The sequence below is a fragment of the Rhodococcus parequi genome (assembly GCF_046042785.1).
GTDB classification, from domain to species: domain Bacteria; phylum Actinomycetota; class Actinomycetes; order Mycobacteriales; family Mycobacteriaceae; genus Prescottella; species Prescottella parequi.
Genome location: NZ_JBDLNV010000002.1, coordinates 41,806 through 61,203, shown reverse-complemented (window position 1 = coordinate 61,203; position 19,398 = coordinate 41,806). Strand labels below are relative to the sequence as shown.

At 70.5% G+C, this 19,398-nt stretch carries 16 protein-coding genes and 1 pseudogene; 9 read left to right on the top strand and 8 right to left on the bottom strand.

The features are described from left to right. Window positions 1-6 precede the first annotated feature (6 nt). A complete protein-coding gene (locus ABEU20_RS04475) occupies window positions 7-699 on the bottom strand; it encodes an NYN domain-containing protein (protein ID WP_420163199.1) in 693 nt (230 codons plus the stop codon). Next, window positions 696-1,487 carry a tRNA (guanosine(46)-N7)-methyltransferase TrmB gene (gene trmB, locus ABEU20_RS04470; protein ID WP_420163897.1) on the bottom strand — a complete coding sequence of 264 codons (792 nt, stop codon included), beginning with the start codon at window positions 1,485-1,487 and terminating at the stop codon, window positions 696-698. Before trmB ends, ABEU20_RS04475 begins: the two co-directional genes overlap by 4 nt. A 206-nt stretch (window positions 1,488-1,693) precedes the next feature. Here trmB and ABEU20_RS04465 point away from each other — a divergent pair, with 206 nt between their 5' ends. From ABEU20_RS04465 to ABEU20_RS04430, 8 genes are all read left to right on the top strand, one after another. Further along, window positions 1,694-2,452: a hypothetical protein gene (locus tag ABEU20_RS04465; protein ID WP_420163198.1), complete on the top strand. Its 759-nt coding sequence runs from the start codon at window positions 1,694-1,696 to the stop codon at window positions 2,450-2,452. Further along, window positions 2,449-3,858: a hypothetical protein gene (locus ABEU20_RS04460; RefSeq protein ID WP_420163197.1), complete on the top strand. Its 1,410-nt coding sequence runs from the start codon at window positions 2,449-2,451 to the stop codon at window positions 3,856-3,858. The genes ABEU20_RS04465 and ABEU20_RS04460 overlap by 4 nt, the downstream gene beginning before the upstream one ends. 35 nt (window positions 3,859-3,893) lie before the next feature. Continuing rightward, on the top strand, window positions 3,894-4,199 hold the full coding sequence (locus ABEU20_RS04455; protein ID WP_420163196.1) for a DUF6802 family protein: 306 nt from the start codon (window positions 3,894-3,896) through the stop codon (window positions 4,197-4,199). A gap of 291 nt (window positions 4,200-4,490) precedes the next feature. Then, window positions 4,491-6,320: a phosphoenolpyruvate carboxykinase (GTP) gene (locus ABEU20_RS04450; protein ID WP_420163195.1), complete on the top strand. Its 1,830-nt coding sequence runs from the start codon at window positions 4,491-4,493 to the stop codon at window positions 6,318-6,320. A gap of 237 nt (window positions 6,321-6,557) precedes the next feature. Further along, the gene (cysK, locus tag ABEU20_RS04445; RefSeq protein WP_420163194.1) at window positions 6,558-7,490 is read left to right on the top strand and encodes a cysteine synthase A; all 933 of its coding nucleotides are present in this window, start codon (window positions 6,558-6,560) and stop codon (window positions 7,488-7,490) included. A 5-nt stretch (window positions 7,491-7,495) separates the two neighbouring features. After that, complete coding sequence (gene epsC / locus ABEU20_RS04440; protein WP_420163193.1) at window positions 7,496-8,074, top strand: serine O-acetyltransferase EpsC; 579 nt, start codon at window positions 7,496-7,498, stop codon at window positions 8,072-8,074. A gap of 155 nt (window positions 8,075-8,229) precedes the next feature. Beyond that, window positions 8,230-9,084, top strand: coding sequence for an SDR family oxidoreductase (locus ABEU20_RS04435; RefSeq protein ID WP_420163192.1), 855 nt, complete (start codon window positions 8,230-8,232; stop codon window positions 9,082-9,084). A 187-nt stretch (window positions 9,085-9,271) separates the two neighbouring features. Further along, window positions 9,272-9,883, top strand: coding sequence for a hypothetical protein (locus ABEU20_RS04430; protein ID WP_420163191.1), 612 nt, complete (start codon window positions 9,272-9,274; stop codon window positions 9,881-9,883). 60 nt (window positions 9,884-9,943) lie between these two features. Here the strand turns inward: ABEU20_RS04430 and ABEU20_RS04425 are convergent, their stop codons facing one another. The 5 genes from ABEU20_RS04425 to ABEU20_RS04405 all read right to left on the bottom strand — a co-directional run bounded on the left by ABEU20_RS04425 (window position 9,944) and on the right by ABEU20_RS04405 (window position 16,344). Beyond that, window positions 9,944-11,875, bottom strand: coding sequence for an APC family permease (locus ABEU20_RS04425; protein WP_420163896.1), 1,932 nt, complete (start codon window positions 11,873-11,875; stop codon window positions 9,944-9,946). Window positions 11,876-12,005: 130 nt separating this feature from the next. Continuing rightward, window positions 12,006-12,956 (bottom strand): cation diffusion facilitator family transporter, encoded by a 951-nt coding sequence (locus tag ABEU20_RS04420; protein WP_420163190.1) that lies wholly within the window; start codon window positions 12,954-12,956, stop codon window positions 12,006-12,008. Between the two features lie 100 nt (window positions 12,957-13,056). Continuing rightward, window positions 13,057-14,505, bottom strand: a complete 1,449-nt coding sequence (locus tag ABEU20_RS04415) for an aldehyde dehydrogenase (RefSeq protein WP_420163189.1) — start codon at window positions 14,503-14,505, stop codon at window positions 13,057-13,059. Window positions 14,506-14,591: 86 nt separating this feature from the next. Then, complete coding sequence (locus ABEU20_RS04410; protein ID WP_420163188.1) at window positions 14,592-15,479, bottom strand: ROK family protein; 888 nt, start codon at window positions 15,477-15,479, stop codon at window positions 14,592-14,594. 109 nt (window positions 15,480-15,588) lie between these two features. After that, window positions 15,589-16,344, bottom strand: coding sequence for a class I SAM-dependent methyltransferase (locus tag ABEU20_RS04405; protein WP_420163895.1), 756 nt, complete (start codon window positions 16,342-16,344; stop codon window positions 15,589-15,591). A gap of 156 nt (window positions 16,345-16,500) precedes the next feature. Between ABEU20_RS04405 and ABEU20_RS04400 the strand changes: the two genes are divergently transcribed. Beyond that, on the top strand, window positions 16,501-17,730 hold the full coding sequence (locus ABEU20_RS04400) for a glycosyltransferase family 4 protein (protein ID WP_420163187.1): 1,230 nt from the start codon (window positions 16,501-16,503) through the stop codon (window positions 17,728-17,730). Here the strand turns inward: ABEU20_RS04400 and ABEU20_RS04395 are convergent. Further along, a pseudogene (locus tag ABEU20_RS04395) lies at window positions 17,647-19,387 on the bottom strand (hypothetical protein). The gene ABEU20_RS04400 and the pseudogene ABEU20_RS04395 sit on opposite strands and share 84 nt — an antisense overlap. Between the last annotated feature and the right edge of the window lie 11 nt (window positions 19,388-19,398).

Sequence of the window (19,398 nt, the reverse complement as noted above, 5' to 3'; positions counted from 1 at the left end):
GACTCCTCAGCGCCCGACGAGCAGGGCAGACAGTGGACGGAACGGCTGCAGCCAGGCGCCCTCGTCGGGCAGGGATTCGAGGCTCACCCGTGGCAGCGGCTCACGGAAGACGCCGGGGATGTCCTCGAGATCGACGAAGTCCAGGATGTCGGACGAGACCGCCCAGCTGGCGTGCTCGCGGAACCCCAGAACCTGCACCGGCACGCCGGCTGCTGCGATGTCCTCCAACGGCTCACGGAACGCCTGACCGTCGGCGGAGGCGACCATGACGCCGGCCAGACCCTCACCACGGCGGAGCGCGATGTGGTGGAGCATGTCGGCATCGACGTCGCTGTCCTCCTCCACCTTCGGCTTGGCGAACACCGCGAAACCCACATTACGCAAGGCCTCGACCCAGGGGCGGACAACATCCGCGCTACCAGGGGCGATGTTGGTGAAGACGGTGGCTTCGGGCTCGAGGATCGCGGTTTCGGTGGCCGACAGCTCGGCCGTGCGGGAGAGCAGCCAACGGCCCAGCGCGTCGAAACGGGGGCGGTAGGCGGCCGTGGGGCGTCCGCCCAGAATCGCGCCGAGTCCCATGTCGAGGTTCGGGGCGTCCCAGACGAGCAGGACGCGCTTGTGCTCCTGGACGTCACGTCCTCCGCCGTCGACGGGGCCGCGTGCCGAATCGGTACCGGATGTGCCTTCGCTGAGACTCATGGCTTGATCTTCCCCCAGATGAGTTCCGTGATCGTGCTTCCGACCTTGTGTGCCTTGTCCTCGAACTTCGTCACCGGACGCTCGTGGGTCATCGGCGACTCCCAGTCGAGTTCGGTGAGCAGCGGCTCGGCGTCACCGGCTTCCCGGATCGCCTCGGCGTACTCGGCGTGGTCGGTCGCCACGTGCAGCACCCCGCCCGGCTTCAACCGGCTCGCGATCAGCGCGAACGTCGGGCCCTGCAGCAGCCGGCGCTTGTGGTGCCGCGCCTTGGGCCACGGGTCCGGGAAGAACACCCGCACGCCCGTGAGCGACTCGGGCGCAACCATGTGTTCGAGCACCTCGACCGCGTCGCCGCGCAGCACGCGCACGTTCGTGAGTTCGTTGCGCTCGACGAGTTGCAACAGCTGCGCCAGACCGGGGCGGTAGACCTCGACCGCGATCAGGTTCACGTGCGGCTCGGCCTTCGCCATCGCCGCGGTCGCGGTGCCGGTACCCGAACCGATCTCGACGATCAGCGGGGCGTCGCGCTCGAACCACGCGGTGGTGTCGATCAGGTCGTCGCCGACGTCACGACCGATCTTCGGCCACGTCCGATCCCAGGCGTCCTGCTGCGGGATGGTGAGCGAGCCGCGGCGGGAGCGGAAACTCGTCACCCGCGGGTACAGACGCGAGCCCTTCGATGCACCGGCAGAGTTGTCTGCGGCAGATGTTCCGAGGGTCTCGAGGTCGTCGTTCGAGGTGTCGGGAGTGTCCTGATCGGCGTCGTTCACCCGACCATTGTCACGTATCGGCGTGATCACGGGCCGACTCGGTCGGAAGATAGTATGGAGTCTTTGATCGACTTCCGTGCCGCACCGCCTCATGTGGCCGCGTTCCTGCTGGTAGTCGCTCCCCGTCCGCCGCTTTCCGTGAGTTCACGCACCCTTGCCGTCGAAATCGCTGCGCTGACACAATCGGCATCCGGTGTCGGGGGACAGCAGGGGAGGAATGCGCGGTGGGGGACGGATCCGGGGCGGCAGAGTTCGCGGCGTTCACGAGAGCAGTGGGCGACGTCGTCGGCGCGCCCGCCGGCGTGCTGCACGCGATGCGCCGACCGGTCGAGATCCAGGTGGTCGGCCGAGCGGGCGTCGGCCGCAGCACCCTGGTCTCGGCACTCGAACGATCCGGATTCGCGAACGTCGTCGAGGCGCCGGCCGTCGACGTGCCGGGCCGGACGGACCCGGAGCTCGGCCCCGACGTCGTGGTCTACGTGTTCACCGGAGCGCTGCGCACCCCCGACGTCCGCGTCCTCGCGAAGGCCCGCCGGGGGTCCACCGTCGCGGTGCTCGCCAAGGCGGACGCTTTCGGATCGAGGGAGGTCGCCGCGCGCGCGTCGAACGCGGCCGCCGCGGAGACGGGGGTGCGGACCGTTCCGCTGAGCGCCGGACGGGACCTCGCCGTCGTCGTGGACGCGGTCGGCGCCGCTGTGCAGGTCGTGCAGGCCCGCCGCGTCCGAGAGATGTTGGACGCGCTCGCGGTGACGGCCGCGCAGGACGTGGGCGGTGCGATCCGCGACGGCATCGAAGCCTTCCTGCGGAGCGACCCGGCCGTGTTCGCGGCCTCCGAGTCGGCCGCGGTGCTCGGTGCCGACGACCGCGGTGCCGACGACCGCGGTGCCGATGAAGAGGACAGCGAGGGGGACCGGCGCCGGCGTGCCGTCGTGGAACGTCGGGCCCGCACCCGCCGGGCCGTCGCGGCGGGGACTTCCCGGTGAGCGCCGGATTCTCCGAGGAGGCGCAGCGGGTGGTCGAGCGCTGGAACCCCGACGGCTTCGGCCGGTGGCGGGAGTGCGGCCGCGTCGACGCCGGGGCGGTCCACGTCGCGACGGTGCGCGGCATCGACGCCAGTCGTGTCCGCGAGGCCCTGGCCGCCCACGTGCCGATCACCGGCGTGCCGGACGACGCGGCGGCGGTGGTGATGGTCCTCGACGAGCTGTCGGTGCTGGGCCGCGACGAACTGGCCGCGCTCGACGCCGCCGCCGCGCACGTCGAGCGCGTGCTGTTCACGACGTCGGGGGACGCATCCGACGTGGTCGAGCGCGACGAGGCACTGCTGCGGGTGCACTCGCCCCGATACGCCGACGCCCGTGTGCTCGGCCGCGCCGAGCTGTCGCACGACGTCCGGGACGCGCTCGCGGCACCCGCGGACGTGATCGTCGATCGGAACCGGCGCCGCAGAACCGTGTCCCTCGTGGAGCAGACGTGCCGGATGATCGCGGCAACAGCCGAGTCGGTCCGGGCCGACGACGCGACCCCGCTGCGCGAGCGACGGACACGACTGGTGGCGGACCGGGGCCGTGGCCGGGCGGAACTGTCGGCTCTGGTGCGCGCCGACGTCCAGCGCGCCCGCATCGATCTGGTGCACGTCGTGGGCGCGCGCACCCGGGAGCTGTCGACGCTCGTCCGCGCCGAGATCGACCGGGCCGGCCGGCACGAGCTGGCGGCGTTCCCGGAGCGCTTCGCGCAGCTCGCCGACGCGCTCACCGTGGAGGTGGACACGGCCGCGCGGCACCGACTGGACGAACTCGTCGGGCGTGCCGGGCTGACGGATCCGCCGGCCGATCCCGGCCCGGCCGAAGCGTCGGTGCCGCCGCCGACGCCGCGGCACCGCGGCGTGGAGGACCGGATGATGGTGATCGTCGGCGCCTCGGCCGGTGTGGGTCTGGGCCGGCTCGCCGTCGCGCCGTTGTCGATGGTGCCGGCGCTCGACATCGCGACCATCCCCGTCACGCTCACCCTGGGCGGTGCGGCCGCGTGGTGGCTCGCGCGGTCCCGTCGTCTGGTCGCGGACCGGGCGCACCTGCGGCAGTGGGCGTCGGATGCCGGCGCCGGCCTGCGCGCGCATCTCGAGCAACGGGTACTCGCCCGGTTGCTCGAGACGGAGGCGGCGGTCGGGACGCGGGTGATCGCCGACGGCCGCGCCGCGACCGCGGCCGTCGACGACGAGATCGCGGCGATCGACGCCGAACTCCGCCGGCTCGCGGCCCAGCGCAGCGGCCGGCTCGCATCGTGCGAACGAGACAGAGCCGTGTTGCTCGAGGCCCTCGAGGCTGTCGGGGGCCGGGCGGAGGTCGGGACAGCGATGGAACCGAACGGGTCGGCGTCGCGTCCAACGCAGTGACGACAGTTGTATCGGCCATGGCAATGGGAGGCATCGTGATCAGCACAACGGACCTGGAGATGTCCGGCCCGGAGATCGACCCGGAGACGTTCGGCGCCGACTCCGGCGCGGTGCACCTGACCGACGCGGCCTTCGACGTCGACGACGACGGCGTGCTCGACACCCGGACGTTCGAGGTGGACGACGCGTTGATCGTCGCGACGGACACCGACGGTGACGGCGATGCCGACCACGTCACGATCGTCGACGGGGACGGCGACTACTCGGCCTGGCAGTTCCATCGCGACGCAGACGGTCGCGAACGGTGGGAACGCACCGATTCGGGCACCCTCGGGGGATAGGAAACCCGCAGGTCCCCGCGGGGTACCGCCCGGCAGTGCCGTCTGAATCGTTCCTGTGACCTAACCGACGACACCCGGTTCCCCCAACCCGGACGCCCGGCGTTAACCTCTATAGCTAGGACACCCGGCACCCGTGTCCTTCGTTCGTTGTCCGCGGTGACGTACGTGGGCGGGACGGAGTGGGCGGGCTGCACCCCGCCGAGAGGGGGAAATCGGTTCAACCTCTCAGCCCCGCATGCTGCGGGGCTGATGTGGTCGCTCCGGTTCCCGGCCCCACCCCAGGAGAGTTTGATGACCTCAGCGACCATTCCCGGTCTGAACGGAACTGACGGCACGCCCCCCACGGAGCACAGCGAGCTGCTGGCTTGGGTTCGCGAGGTTGCCGAGCTGACCCAGCCCGACCGGGTCGTCTTCGCCGACGGCTCCGACGAGGAGTGGGAGCGTCTGACGGATCAGCTCGTCGAGGCCGGGACGTTCACCCGTCTCAACGAGGAGAAGAAGCCGAACTCGTTCCTCGGCAACTCCGATCCGTCCGACGTCGCGCGCGTCGAGTCCCGCACCTACATCTGCTCGGAGAAGCAGATCGATGCCGGCCCCACCAACAACTGGATGGCCCCGGCCGAGATGCGGTCCCTGATGACCGACCTGTACCGCGGCAGCATGCGCGGTCGCACCATGTACGTGGTGCCGTTCTGCATGGGTCCCCTCGGCGCCGACGACCCGAAGCTGGGCGTCGAGATCACCGACTCCGAGTACGTCGTCGTCTCCATGCGCATCATGACCCGCATGGGCAAGGCCGCGCTCGAGAAGCTGGGCACGGACCGCCCGTTCGTGAAGGCCCTGCACTCCGTGGGTGCTCCGCTCGCCGAGGGCCAGGCCGATGTGCCGTGGCCGTGCAACGACACCAAGTACATCACCCACTTCCCCGAGACCCGTGAGATCTGGAGCTACGGCTCCGGCTACGGCGGCAACGCGCTGCTCGGCAAGAAGTGCTACTCGCTGCGCATCGCGTCGGCGATGGCCCACGACGAGGGCTGGCTGGCCGAGCACATGCTCATCCTCAAGCTGATCTCGCCGGAGAACAAGAACTACTACGTCGCGGCCGCGTTCCCGTCCGCGTGTGGCAAGACCAACCTCGCGATGATCCAGCCGACCATCCCGGGCTGGCGTGCCGAGACCCTCGGCGACGACATCGCGTGGATGCGTTTCGGTGAGGACGGCCGCCTGTACGCGGTGAACCCGGAGTTCGGTTTCTTCGGCGTCGCGCCCGGCACCAACCACGCCTCCAACCCCAACGCCATGAAGACGGTCGAGGCGGGCAACACCCTGTACACGAACGTCGGCCTGACCGACGACGGTGACGTGTGGTGGGAGGGTCTCGAGGACACCCCCGAGCACCTCATCGACTGGAAGGGCAACGACTGGACCCCCGAGTCCGGCACCAACGCCGCCCATCCGAACTCGCGCTACTGCACCCCGATGTCGCAGTGCCCGATCCTGGCCCCCGAGTGGGACGACCCGCAGGGTGTGCCGATCTCGGCGATCCTGTTCGGCGGACGTCGCAAGACCACGGTTCCGCTGGTCAGCGAGTCCTTCGACTGGCAGCACGGCACCTTCCTCGGCGCGACGCTGTCGTCCGAGCAGACCGCTGCCGCCGAGGGCAAGGTCGGCGCCGTGCGCCGCGACCCGATGGCGATGCTGCCGTTCCTCGGCTACAACGCCGGCGACTACCTGAACCACTGGATCAACCTCGGCAAGAACGCCGACTCGGAGAAGCTCCCCAAGATCTTCTACGTGAACTGGTTCCGTCGTGGCGACGACGGCCGCTTCCTGTGGCCCGGTTTCGGTGAGAACTCCCGCGTGCTCAAGTGGATCATCGACCGCATCGAGCACAAGGCCGACGCCGTCAGCACCCCGATCGGTCTCGTGCCGACCGCTGCCGACCTCACGCTGGACGGCCTGGACGTCGCGGCTGCGGACGTCGACGAGGCTCTGGCCGTGAACGTCGAGGAGTGGAAGGCCGAGATCCCGCTCATCGAGGAGTGGCTCGAGTTCCTGGGCGAGAAGGTGCCGTCGGGCGTCCGCGACGAGTTCGAGGCGCTGAAGCAGCGCCTGGGCTGATCCCCCCTGGTTTCGACCGAATGTCACATCGGTTCAGTTCGACTGAACCGATGTGACATTCGTCGTTTCGGGGGTGATGGTGGGAGGACGGGTCCCCGGAATACTGTCGACGTGCGTATACGTTCGTACCTGTGTGGACCCGGTGAAGTTCCGTCCACGGCATGATGGTGCAATAAACCAACCTGACAGCAACAGACATCGACCCGGCTGCCGACGTGGCCGCGAGGAGGATCCGGCATGGGGATCTACAACAACGTCACCGAGCTGGTCGGACGCACCCCGCTGGTGCGCCTGAACCGTCTCACCGAGGGCCTCGGCGCCCAGGTCGTGGCGAAGCTCGAGTTCTACAACCCGGCCAACAGCGTCAAGGACCGCATCGGCGTCGCGATCATCGATGCCGCCGAGGCCTCCGGTGACCTGAAGCCGGGTGGCACCATCGTCGAGGGCACGTCGGGCAACACCGGCATCGCGCTCGCCATGGTCGGTGCGGCCCGCGGCTACAAGGTCATCCTGACGATGCCCGAGACGATGTCCACCGAACGTCGCGTCATGCTGCGCGCGTTCGGCGCCGAGATCGTCCTGACCCCGGGCGCCGAGGGCATGGCGGGCGCGGTCAGGAAGGCCGAGGAGCTCGTCGGCGAGACCGAGAACGCGGTCCTCGCGCGTCAGTTCGCGAACGCCGCCAACCCCGAGGTCCACGCACGGACCACGGGCGAGGAGATCTGGGCCGACACCGAGGGCACCGTCGACATCTTCGTCGCCGGCATCGGCACCGGCGGCACCCTGACTGGCGCCGGCCGCACGCTGCGCAAGTACAACCCCGACGTCACGATCGTCGGCGTCGAGCCGGCCGATTCGCCGATCCTCAACGGCGGCCAGCCCGGCCCGCACAAGATCCAGGGCATCGGCGCGAACTTCGTGCCCGAGGTCCTCGATCGCGAGATCTACGACGAGATCATCGACGTCGAGTTCGAGGACGCGATCCGCGTCGCTCGTAGCCTCGGCACCGACGAGGGCATCCTCGGCGGCATCTCGTCCGGCGCCAACGTGTGGGGCGCGCTCGAGCTGGCCAAGCGTCCGGAGAACGCCGGCAAGACCATCGTCGTCGTGGTGCCGGACTTCGGCGAGCGCTACATCTCCACCCCGCTCTTCGAGCACATCCGAGGCTGAGAATTGTGAGTGTCCTGCGCACGATCCGGGAGGATCTCCAGGCAGCAAGAGGCCAGGATCCGGCCGCGCGCAGCAACGCCGAGAACGCCGTCGTCTATTCGGGCCTGCACGCCATCTGGTCGCACCGGGTGGCGCACCGGATGTGGGCCAAGCCCGCACTGCGCGGTCCGGCCCGGGTGCTGGCCCAGTTCACTCGGTTCCTCACAGGCGTCGAGATCCATCCCGGCGCCACGATCGGGCGGCGGTTCTTCATCGACCACGGCATGGGCGTCGTGATCGGGGAGACCACCGAGATCGGTGACGACGTCATGATCTACCACGGCGTCACTCTCGGCGGCCGCTCGCTCGCGAAGGCCAAGCGGCACCCCACGATCGGCAGCCGCGTCACGATCGGCGCCGGGGCGAAGGTCCTCGGCCCGCTCGTGATCGGCGACGACAGTGCAATCGGCGCCAACGCCGTCGTCACCCGCGACGTCCCGTCCGACCACATCGCGACGGGCATCCCGGCGGCGGTGCGGCCGCGTAAGCAGCACGAGCAGTTGGTCGATCCGACGTCGTACATCGACCCGGCGATGTACATCTGAGCCGAGTTCTCCGGCTGAAGGGTCCGTTCATGCGCTGACAGCGCACGAACGGACCCTTCAGCTTTCGGGGCCGGGCGCGTACCGTGTCGATCTTGGTGGCAGCCCCACGAGGACGGTCCTCGGTTCCGGTGTGCCGTCGGGTGGGGAGCGTGTTCATGGGTGTCTATGCGGTCACGGGTTCGGCGTCGGGCATGGGGCGCGCGGTGGTGGACAAGCTGACGGCGGCGGGCCACACGGTCGTCGGCGTCGACATCCAGGACGCCGACGTCGTCGCGGACCTGTCGACCGCCGACGGCCGCCGACACGCGATCCGCGAGGTGCTGTCGAGGGCGGACGGCTCGCTGGACGGCGCAGTGCTGGCCGCCGGAGTGGGGCCGCTGCCCGGTGCCGAGAAGCTGCCGCTGATCGCGTCCGTGAACTATCTGGGCGTCGTCGAACTGCTCGACGGCTGGCGCGCCGCGCTGGCCGCGTCGGGCAGCGCCAAAGTGGTTGTCTTCGGAAGTAACTCGACGACCACGACACCCGCCGTGCCGGGCCGCACGGTGCGAGCCCTGCTGTCCGGCGACGTCCCCAAGGCCGCGCGCACGGTGCGACTGTTCGGCAAGGGCGCGGCGCCGATGATGTACGCCGGATCGAAGATCGCCGTCTCCCGCTGGGTCCGCCGCAATGCGGTGACCCGTGACTGGGCCGGTGCCGGAATTCGGCTCAACGTGCTCGCGCCCGGCGCGATCATGACGCCGCTGCTCGAGAAACAGTTGGCCACGCCTGCCGAGGCCAAGATGATCAAGCGGTTCCCGGTGCCGGTCGGCGGCTTCGGTGACGCCGGTCGACTCGCCGACTGGGTCGTGTTCATGTTGTCCGATGCCGCGGACTTCCTGTGCGGCAGCGTCGTCTTCGTCGACGGTGGCTCGGACGCATACTTCCGCCCCGACGCGTGGCCGCGGACCGTGCCGGTCACCCGGCTCGTCCCCTATGTTCGGAAGTTTCTCGGCTTCCGCGGCAATCGGTGAGCCGCTGAAGGGTGCCCTCGTGCGCTGACAGCGCATGAACCGACCCTTCGGCTGACGCCGGAATCCGGACGAATCGTTCCTTCGCGCACATTCCCCTGTAGCGCAGCGTTTCTCGATGTGAGGATGGGGCCGATCGTCGCATTCGTGTGCGGCGTCGGGGTGTCACATCCGACATGGGAGGGGCGACGTGAACGTGCGCAGGGTGCAGAGGGTTGTCGGGGGACTGGTGGCGTCGGCCACTATGGTCGTGGGTCTCGCCGCCGCGGGAACCGGGACGGCGGTCGCCGCGGACCGGTACACCGGCCCGACACTGGAGACCGAGCAGGGCGATTTCGGTGGCAAGAACCTCGAATTGACGCTCACCAACCCGAGGAAGGCCGAGGGCGCGTTCAGCGAGACCGCGTGCACCTCCGCCCTGCTCGACGGTCAGCAGGGCCTCGACGCGTTCGTCGCCTACAACGCCCAGGACTACGGAAAGCTCGTCTCGATCATCACGGCTCCCGGTCTCCGGATCGGTCCGGCGGCGAGCAACAGCCTGCTCAGCCCCGGGCCGAACAGCAACTCCAGGACCGTCCAGGTCGACGAGGGTGTGTACATCTTCCTGGGCACCTGTGGCGGGTGGAACTCGGTCCTGGATCCGAGCAACGTCGGCGTCTCGATGCAGGTGGTGATCGTTCCGGACGGCATCGGCAGCCTCTCCCCGGCACTGGCTTTCGGTAGCACCGCGCTCGAGGCCGGGGTCGACCTCGCGAGCCTGCTCCCGCTGATCGGGTCCATCGGCGGCGGCGCGGGCAGCTAGCGGCACCGCCGCGAGAACTGAAGGGTCCGTTCACACGCTCGCAGCGCATGAACGGACCCTTCAGCTCGCGGCAGGCGGCGGGGGCGGGGAGCGCAGGACGCCCCGGCGGCTGGAGGTGTCGTAGGGGACGATGATCGCGACGGCGTGCGGGAGGTCGCCGACGATCCGGGCGATGTGGTCGGCGGTGCGGTCGTGCAGAACCCGGCCGAGCGGTGACCGGTAGATGCGGCGGGGCAGCAGGATGCTGATCTCGGTGCGCGCGGCGCGGGCGCGGGCGATCATCTCGAGGGTCGCGTGACCGAGGCGCCGGTCCGGGCATTCGATCAGCTCGAGCGGCACCTGGAGATCGCTGGCCTCCCACTGGCGTGTGAGGTGGGTGGCGTGCGCGCTGTCGAGCACGAAGTGCACCGCGCGGAGTTCGCTGGGGCGCAGACTGCGCCCGTAGCGCAGGGCCTCGATGGTCGCGAGATCGAACGCGTCGACCATGACGATCACGATGTGGTGCGAGTACACGGCCTCCGCGTCGGCCTCGGCGTCCCCGAGTTCGCGCAGTTCGGCGGCCTCGTCGCGGTACTCGCGGTTGAGCCGGATCAGCACGAACACGAGCGTCGGGAACACGAGCACCACCACCCACGCTCCCTCGGTGAACTTCGCGATCGCGAAGATCCCCACCACGATCGCCGACGTGATTCCGGCGGCCAGATTGAGCGCCGTGTTGCGCCGCCAGCCGCGGCCCTTGGTCCGCTGGTAGTGCCGTGCCATGCCCAGCCCGGCCATCGTGAATCCGGTGAAGACACCGATCGCGTAGAACGGCACGAGCGAATTGACCTTGGCGTCGGTGGCGATCAGCAGCACGATCGCGATCGCCGTGAGCGTGATGATGGCGTTCGAGAAGACCAGACGGTGCCCGCGCCGGCGGAGCTGGCGGGGGAGGAAGGCGTCGTCGGCGACGAAACTCGCCAGGAAGGGGAAACCGTTGAAGCTCGTGTTGGCGCCGGTGAACAGGATCAGCGCGGTCGCCGTCTGCACGACGACGAACAGGACACCGCCGAGGGGGCCCGAACCGAAGACGATCCGCGCCTCCTGACTGATCACCGACGGGTAGCCGGCCGCGTACGGAGTGGCGTGCGTGAGGTACGCGAGCAGCGCGACGCCGGACACCAGGAACGCCAGGATCGACGCCATGATCACCAGTGCCCGGCGGGCGTTGCGGCCCTCGGGTTTCTGGAACGCGCTGACGCCGTTGCTGATCGCCTCGAGTCCGGTGAGCGACGTGCCGCCGTTCGCGAAGGCGCGCAGGATCACCAGCACCGTCGCGCCCATCACCAGGCCGTCGCCGTGCGCGATGTCGACGGTGCCGTCGAGCGTGGTCGGGTCGACCCGGTCGAGGTTGCCGGTGAGAGCCTGGACCACGCCGACCACGATCACCACCGCGATCGATACGGCGAAGAAGTACATCGGAAAGGCGAACGCGCGCCCGGCTTCCTTGAGCCCGCGCAGATTTCCGTACGCGAGCAGCAGCACCGCGCCGATGGTGATCTCGAGGCTGTACGGGCCCAGTGCCGGCACCGCGGACACCACCGCGACCGTGCCGGCGGCCGACTGCACCGCGACGGTCACGACATAGTCGATGAGCAGCGCGACCGCGGCGATCTGGGCGGTCTTGGGACCGAAGTTGTCGCGGGCCACCACGTAGGAGCCGCCGGCGTGCGTGTAGAGCATCACCACCTGCCGGTACGACAGTGTCAGCAACAGCAGGATGACGAGGATGACCCCGGTGATCGGCAACAACAGGGTGAACGCGGCGAGCGCGGCGAACGGCAGCAGCTCGATCAGCACCTGCTCCGGTCCGTACGCCGAGGACGAGATGCAGTCGGGGGAGAGCACTCCCAGCGCGGTGGTCTTCGACAGCCGCTCCTGGTGCAGGCGGGCGCTGGTCAGCGGCGGGCCGAGGAGCCGGCACTTGATCCGGTAGCCGAGCCGTTCCGGCAGGACGGGTTCGAGGCGGCCGCTCGTCTCCGCGTCTCGCGAAGTCGCACTGTCGGGAGGATCCACGGCTGCTCCGTCCGTTTCGGCCACGCTCCTTCCAGTTCTACTCGCGGCGGCGGGCCTCGTCAGACGATCAGACGGTGAGGTCCGGTTCCTCCGCCGTCGAGAGCGTGAGCACCGCCCGGCGGACCGCGGAGGTCTCGCCGGTGATCCGGTCCTCGAGCTCCCGCAGGGTGTGTGCGATGCGGGATTCGGCGTAGTCCCCGACGAGATCGACGCTCGCCACGAGGTACACCTGGTGCGGGCCCAGGAACTCCATGCGCAGGTAGGTGACCCGGTCGACCTCGTCGTAGGTGAGCAGTTTCCGGATCGCCTGCGACCGCAGTTCCGGGGTGCCGGGCTCGCCGACGAGGAAGCGGCGGTTGCGGTCGAGCAGCACGAGCGCGATGACGCCGAGCAGCACGCCGACCGCGATGGATCCGATCGCGTCGGGGACCGGCGACCCGGTGAGCTGGTGCGCGAGCACACCCGCGAACGCGATGACCAGACCGATCAGCGCGGCGGCGTCCTCGGCGAACACGGCGCGCACCGTCGGGTCCGACGTCAGCAACGCATGCTCGAGGACGTCGCGGTGCGCGTCGTGCGCCTCGCCGCGCAACTGTCTGAATGCCTGCCGGAAGGAGATGGCCTCGAGCACGAACGCGATGCCGAGCACCGTGTACGCGACGCCGAAGTCGCTCGCCGGCTGCGGGTGCGCGAGTTCCTGGATGCCGTGCGTGATCGACACCCCGGCACCGACCGCGAACAGCCCGAGCGCCGCGAACAGCGACCAGATGTAGGCCTCCCGCCCGAAGCCGAGCGGGTGCCCGCCGTCGGGGGCCTTGCGGGCGCGGCGATCGGCGACGAGCAGGAGGATCTCGTTACCGGTGTCGGCCCACGAGTGCGTGGCCTCCGCGACCATCGACGCCGACCCGGTGATCACCGCGGCCACCGACTTCGCCAGTGCGATCAGGGCATTCGCCACGAACGCCACGACGACGGTGAGTGTGCTCTCGCCGCCGGTGGTTTCGGGGGACGTCGCCATCGCCTCAGGCTAGGCGGGGGAGGCGTCGTCTGCCCGACGAACGCGTCGGGCGCGGCCCCCGAGATGATCGGAGGGCCGCGCCCGACGGAGAAGGTGGTGCCTAGCCGGTGTAGCCGGGGGGCATCAGGACGGACTTGAGCTCGCAGTACGCCTCGAGTCCCTCCGGTCCGCTCTCGCGGCCGATTCCGGAGTTCTTGTAGCCGCCGAACGGCGATCCCGGATCGAATGCGTACCAGTTGATGGCGTAGGTGCCGGTGCGGATCTGCTTCGCGACCTCGAGGCCCTTCTCGATGTCGGTGGTGTGCACCGAACCGGCGAGGCCGTAGTCCGAGTCGTTGGCGATCTTGATGGCCTCGTCGACGGTGTCGTAGGGGATCACCGACAGGACGGGGCCGAAGATCTCCTCGCGGGCGATCGTCATCGAGTTGTCGACGTCGGCGAAGATGGTCGGCTCGACGAACCAGCCCTTCTCCAGACCGGCCGGGACGCCGCCGCCGAGCACGACGCGCGCGCCCTCGGCCTTGCCCTTCTCGATGTAGCCGAGGATCTTGTCGCGCTGCTTCTCGGTGATAATCGGGCCCAGCTGCGCGGCCGGGTCGTCGGGCATGCCGACGGGCATGAATCCGGCGAACTGGATCATGGCCTCGATGATCTCGTCGTAACGCGAGCGCGGCGCCAGGATGCGGGTCTGGCCGACGCACGCCTGCCCGGAGTTCATCAGACCCGACATCACCAGCATCGGCGTGGTGGCGGCGACGTCCATGTCCTCGAGCAGGATCGCGGCCGACTTGCCGCCGAGCTCGAGGGAGCAGCGCTTGAGCCCCTCGGCGGCGATGGCGCCGATCTTGCGGCCGACGGCGGTGCTACCGGTGAACGTGACCTTGTCGACGTCCGGGTGCGAGACGAGGTACTCGCCGGTCTCGGCCCCGCCCGGCACGATCGACAGCACGCCCTCGGGCAGCCCGGCCTCGGTGAAGATGTCGGCGAGCATGTTCGCGTTGAGCGGGGTCTCCGGCGCCGGCTTGAGGACGACGGTGCAGCCCGCGAGCAGAGCCGGGGCCAGCTTGTTGACCGCGAGGAACAGCGGGACGTTCCACGCGATGACGGCGCCGACGACACCGACCGGCTCGCGGTAGACCTTGGTCTGGCCGAACGCGCCGTTGCGGGTCTCCTCCCACGCGAACTCGGTGGCCAGACCGGCGTAGTAGTTGAGGGTCGCCAGCGACATGATCTTCTGCATCGTCTCGACGCCCGACGCGGGCGCACCCATCTCGTCGGAAATGGTGGAGATCAGCTCGGCGCTGCGCTCCTCGATGAGCTTGGCGACCTTGGCGAGGATCTCGCCGCGCTGCGCGGGAGTGGTCTCGGCCCACGCGCCGGACTCGAGCGCAGCACGCGCCGCGCCGACGGCGGCGTCGATGTCCGCGGGGGCCGCGACGGGAACACTGCCGACGCGCTCCTCGGTGGCGGGGGAGAACACCTCCAACCGCTGGTCGGTGGCCGGCGCGACCCATCGTCCGCCGATGAAGAGTTTGTCGTAGTCGGTCATCAGTTCATCCTCGCTCTTGTGGAGTGCCCTGGGTCACACTAGAACACGTTACAGCGAGTGGGAATAGGTGAGGGGTGATCGACAGGTCAGACGGCGTCGATCGCGAGCAGTCCGGCGCCGGTGAGCGTGCCCAGAACCCCGAGCTCGGCGGGGGTCAACCGTAGTTCGCTCAGGAACGACAACCGGGCGTGCGCGGACGCTGTCGCCGTCATCGGCTCCCACAGCGCCGGCCCGGACTGCGCGAAGCCGCCGCCGACCACGACGAGGTCGACGTCGAGCAGGGCCGCCGCCGCCGCGAACGCCTGACCGAGCGCGACGCCGGCCCGTTCGAGTGCCGCGGCCGCGGTGGGCTCGCCCAGTTCGGCGTCGACGGCCAGGTCGGCGCCCGTCGCGCCGGTCCAACCGTTCCCCCGCGCCCAGCGCAGCGCCGCCGACCCGCTCGCGACGGTCTCGAGGCAGCCGACGGCGCCGCAGCCGCAGCGCTCGTCGCCGCCCGCGACCGCCATGTGCCCGATGTGGCCCGCATTGCCGGTGCGTCCGCTGTCGATCCGTCCGCCGCGGATCAGCCCGCCGCCGACGCCCGTGGACACCACGACACCCAGCAGGTCCAGGGTTCCGCGGCCCGCTCCCAGTCGGTGCTCGGCCAGTGCCGCGGCCGCGCCGTCCAGTGCGAGGTGCACGGTCGCCGACCGGAACAGCGCGCCGACAGCGTCGACGATCGGGAAACCCTCGCGCCACTCGGCGATGTTGACCGGTGCGACGGTGCCGGACGCGATGTCGACCGGGCCCGCGGAGGCGATGCCGATGCCGGTCACCGTCGCGTCGCCCGCAACCTTGCGGAGCAGTGCCGCGCACGCGTCCCACACGCCGGACTCGGGTGTCGGGATGGTCCGCACGTCGTACGGTCGGCCGTCCGTGCCCACGAGCGCCGCGGCCATCTTGGTGCCGCCGACGTCGAGGGCGAGTGCGGTCATGGATTCGAGATTAGCGGCGCACCCCGCCCCGGCTTCCCGCGTTTTGCGCACTTGTCGCGCCGCGGCGGCCCGGAATTCGGCGATAAGTGCGCAAAACGCGAGAGGTGGGTCAGCGCTTGCGAACGACGAGGACCAGGTTGCTGACCAACAGTTCGCGCAGCACCGGGATCTTCACCATCCACCACGCCCAGCGCGGGTGGTAGCGCGGGAACGCGGCGAGGACGTCGCCGGCAGTCTGCGTCTTCGCCCAGCGCAGCCCGTCCTTCGCGCCGATGTCGAACAGGGAGACGCCGAACCGGTTCTTCGGTTCCTTGCCCGTCCTGCGCTGGTAGCGGCGGGCGGCATACTCGCCGCCGAGGTAGTGCCACGGCCCGGTCTCGTGCCCGCCGAACGGCCCCCACCACAGCGTGTACGACAGCACCATGAGCCCGCCGGGCTTGGTGACGCGCAGCATCTCCTCGGCCATCACCCACGGCTGCGCGACGTGCTCGGCGACGTTCGACGAGAAGCACACGTCCACGGCGTCGGAGCGGATCGGCAGCGCCAGCCCGGACCCGCGGATCGAGTCGCCGACGCTCAGCCCGGCCGCGTGCATCTCCGACGGATCGGGTTCGACGGGAACGTACCGGGCGCCGGCCCTGCCGAACGCGTCCGCGAAGTAGCCGGGGCCGCCGCCGACGTCGAGCACCGTGGTGCCGGTGAGGTCTCGCTCGGTGTGCCCGCGATACAGGTCGCCGATCAACTCGACGGAGTCGCGGGCGAGCGCGCCGTAGAACAGGTCCGGGTCGGTCTGCTCGTACCGGAAATCGCTCAGGAGTCCGAACGACCGTTTCAGGGTCGCGCGGCGGGCGAAGTAGCGGGTCACACCGGACGGTCGGGCGCTGGTCACGGGAGGAACCTTAGCGATCGGACATATCGCGGCCGCGTTCGCCGGTTTCCGCTACTTGACGGTAGGGCGCGCCGCGTCCAGCCGATAAGGTGTGTCGCAGGCGACCGTCCGAGCCGGTGAGGGGGCACGCACGTGCGAGAGGTTCTCCTGCTGTGCTGGCGCGACACGGGGCATCCCCAGGGCGGCGGCAGCGAGCGGTACCTCGAGGAAGTCGGGGCCGGCCTCGCCCGCCGTGGCGTCGCGGTCACCCTCCGCACCGCCGGCTATCCGGGCGCCCCGCGCGAGGAGACGGTCGACGGCATCCGCATCGTGCGCGGCGGCGGTCGGCTGACCGTGTACCCACGGGCGCTCGGCGCGATCGTCGCCGGACGTCTGGGACTCGGCCCGCTCGCCGGGCTGCGCCCCGACGCCGTCATCGACACCCAGAACGGCATCCCCTTCTTCTCGCGCACGGTCACCGGCGCCCCGGTCACGGTGCTCGTTCACCACTGCCACCGCGAGCAGTGGCCCGTTGCCGGACGCCTCATGGGACGCGTCGGCTGGTGGATCGAATCCTGGCTGTCGCCGCGCGTGCACCGCGACAGCCAGTACCTGACGGTGTCGCTGCCGTCGGCCGACGAACTCACCGACCTCGGTGTCGAAAGGGATCGAATCGCCGTGGTGCGCAACGGCGCCGACGCGATCCCCGCCGGTGTCGAACCCGGCGGCGACGAGACCCGCACGGCGTACCCGAGCGTGTGCGTGCTGTCCCGGCTGGTGCCGCACAAGCAGATCGAAGACGCCCTCGCCGCCGTCGCGCAGCTGCGCCGGACCATCCCGGAGCTGCACCTCGACGTCATCGGCGGCGGCTGGTGGGAGCAGAATCTGCGCGAGCGCGCCCACGAACTGGGCATCGGCGACGCCGTCACCTTCCACGGCCACGTCCCGGAGGACCGTAAGCACGAGTTGCTCGCCCGCTCGTGGGTGCACGTGATGCCGTCCCGCAAGGAGGGCTGGGGGCTCGCGGTGATCGAGGCGGCGCAGCACGGCGTCCCCACCGTCGGCTACCGCAGCTCCAAGGGACTCACCGACTCGATCATCGACGGGGTCACCGGACTGCTGGTCGGCGGCGACTCGGTTGCCGACCAGGCGGGCGCGGTTCCGGCGCTGGCGTCGGCTGTCGAATCGCTGCTGCTCGACGCGGAACTGCGCGCCGACCTCGGCCGCAAGGCGCGGCTGCGGGCGAACGAGTTCTCGTGGGAGCAGACCGCGGCCGGCGTGCATGCGGTGCTGGCGGCGTCAGCCGCGGGACGGCACCTGTCGGGGCTCATCGCCGGCATCGAAACCGCGACGACGCCGACGCCCGGCCTGCAGGACGCCTAGCCCGCCGCCCACCAGCAGCGCCGCCCACAGCAGGTGTGCGGCGAGGGCCTCACCGCGTCCCTCCCGGGGATCCGGCGGTATGCCGCCCGGAACCCGGTACAGCGCCAGTTCGTCGTCCACGAAGACCTGCTCGAGCTGGTCCAGGGTGCGCTGCGAGTCACCGACCGGGCCGGGGCTGGTGCGCTCGACGAGCACCCACCGCACGTGCTCGTCGACGAGTGACTGCGGACCGGCGCCGGCGAGCAGCAACTGTTCGACGCGCGTCGCGCGTGCCCCCTCACCGCCGACGGTCGACGCCTGACCCACCACCAGCTGCCCGGTCTGCAGCACGTCGCGCGGCAGCATCCGCGGCGCGGGATCGAGGACGGGCGCATCGCCGCTGTAGGGGAACTTGCGGAACATGCCGACGGGCAGCACCGCGACGTCGCCCGCTTCCTTCGACAGCTCGAGTTGCTGCGCGACGCGGTTCCACGCCGCCGGGTACTGCACCGGCTTCAGCGCGCCGCCGACACCCCACGCCAGGTCTGGCAGCGCCAGCACGACCGCGACGATCGCGGCGACGGGCACCGCGCCGGGCAGCGAGACCCGCGACGACAGCGCCCGCGCCCCGGCAGCCGCGGCCAACGCGTACAGCGGCGCGGCGAGTGCCACCCACTTCTGGCTGTCGCGCAGCAGGCCCGCCCCGGGCACGTGCACGACGGCCCATTCGCCGACCGCCAGTCCCCAGCCGGTCGCGCCGAGTGCGGGCAGCAGCACCGCCACGAGCGCGAGCACGGCCAGCGCGACGATCACGGGGTGGCGGCGTCGCCGCCACAGCGCGGGCAGCCCGCACAGGACGACGGCGAGCAGCGCCGCCGTGCCGACGAGCGCCCACAGCGACGTCCGCGATCCGGGTACCGCCGTCGAATTCCAGACCCCACCGAGCCCGGCGAGGCTGCCGAGGGTGCCGAGCCCGGGCTCGGCGCGGGCCGCGAACGCCGCGACACCCGCCGGATCCGACGCCCCGCCGCCCCCGGACAGCGCGGTCGCCGTCAGCCACGGCGCCGACGCGGCCAGGAACAGGGCCACGGTTCCGGGCAGCCGGGCGGGCCAGCACGCTCAGAGCGACCACGGCCGCCAGGATCGCGCCGGTCGGGGTCAGCCCGGCCGCCGCCAGGCACAGCGTCAGCGCCCACCACGCGCCCGGCCGTCCGCGCCGGATCGCGACGCCCGCACACACGACCCACGGCAGCGCCGCGTACCCGGTGAGCAGGCTCCAGTGTCCCTGCAGCAGACGCTCGGCCACGTACGGGTTCCACAGCATCACCGACGAGGCCACGAGCTGTGCACCGAGCCCGACGCCGGGCAGCAGGGTCGCGACCATCCGGGCCGCGCCCCACCCGGCCGACCACAGCGCCGCCAGCAGGATCGCCTTCACCACGACGCCGCCGTCGACGACGGAACTCAGCACCGCGATCAACCAGTCCTGCGGCACAGCGCGGGCGGCCGCGTCGGTGAGACCCAGCGCGGAGTCGGTGACGTACGACCGCGGCGTGCTCACCGCGTCGCGGAGCAGGAGATAGCCGGGACCCAGCAGCGGGCCGACGATCAGCACGGCCAGCAGCAGGCTGTACAACGACGGCGCGGCGCGTACGAGACTCGGCTGCCGTGGCGTCATGAGCGGCACCT

What these genes read in the sequence shown, in the direction of transcription:
- ABEU20_RS04475 (WP_420163199.1), bottom strand. Translation starts at nt 699, where the DNA reads ATGAGTCTCAGCGAAGGCACATCCGGTACCGATTCGGCACGCGGCCCC.
- ABEU20_RS04450 (WP_420163195.1), top strand. Translation starts at nt 4,491, where the DNA reads ATGACCTCAGCGACCATTCCCGGTCTGAACGGAACTGACGGCACGCCC.
- ABEU20_RS04410 (WP_420163188.1), bottom strand. Translation starts at nt 15,479, where the DNA reads ATGACCGCACTCGCCCTCGACGTCGGCGGCACCAAGATGGCCGCGGCG.
- ABEU20_RS04435 (WP_420163192.1), top strand. Translation starts at nt 8,230, where the DNA reads ATGGGTGTCTATGCGGTCACGGGTTCGGCGTCGGGCATGGGGCGCGCG.
- cysK (WP_420163194.1), top strand. Translation starts at nt 6,558, where the DNA reads ATGGGGATCTACAACAACGTCACCGAGCTGGTCGGACGCACCCCGCTG.
- ABEU20_RS04415 (WP_420163189.1), bottom strand. Translation starts at nt 14,505, where the DNA reads ATGACCGACTACGACAAACTCTTCATCGGCGGACGATGGGTCGCGCCG.
- ABEU20_RS04420 (WP_420163190.1), bottom strand. Translation starts at nt 12,956, where the DNA reads ATGGCGACGTCCCCCGAAACCACCGGCGGCGAGAGCACACTCACCGTC.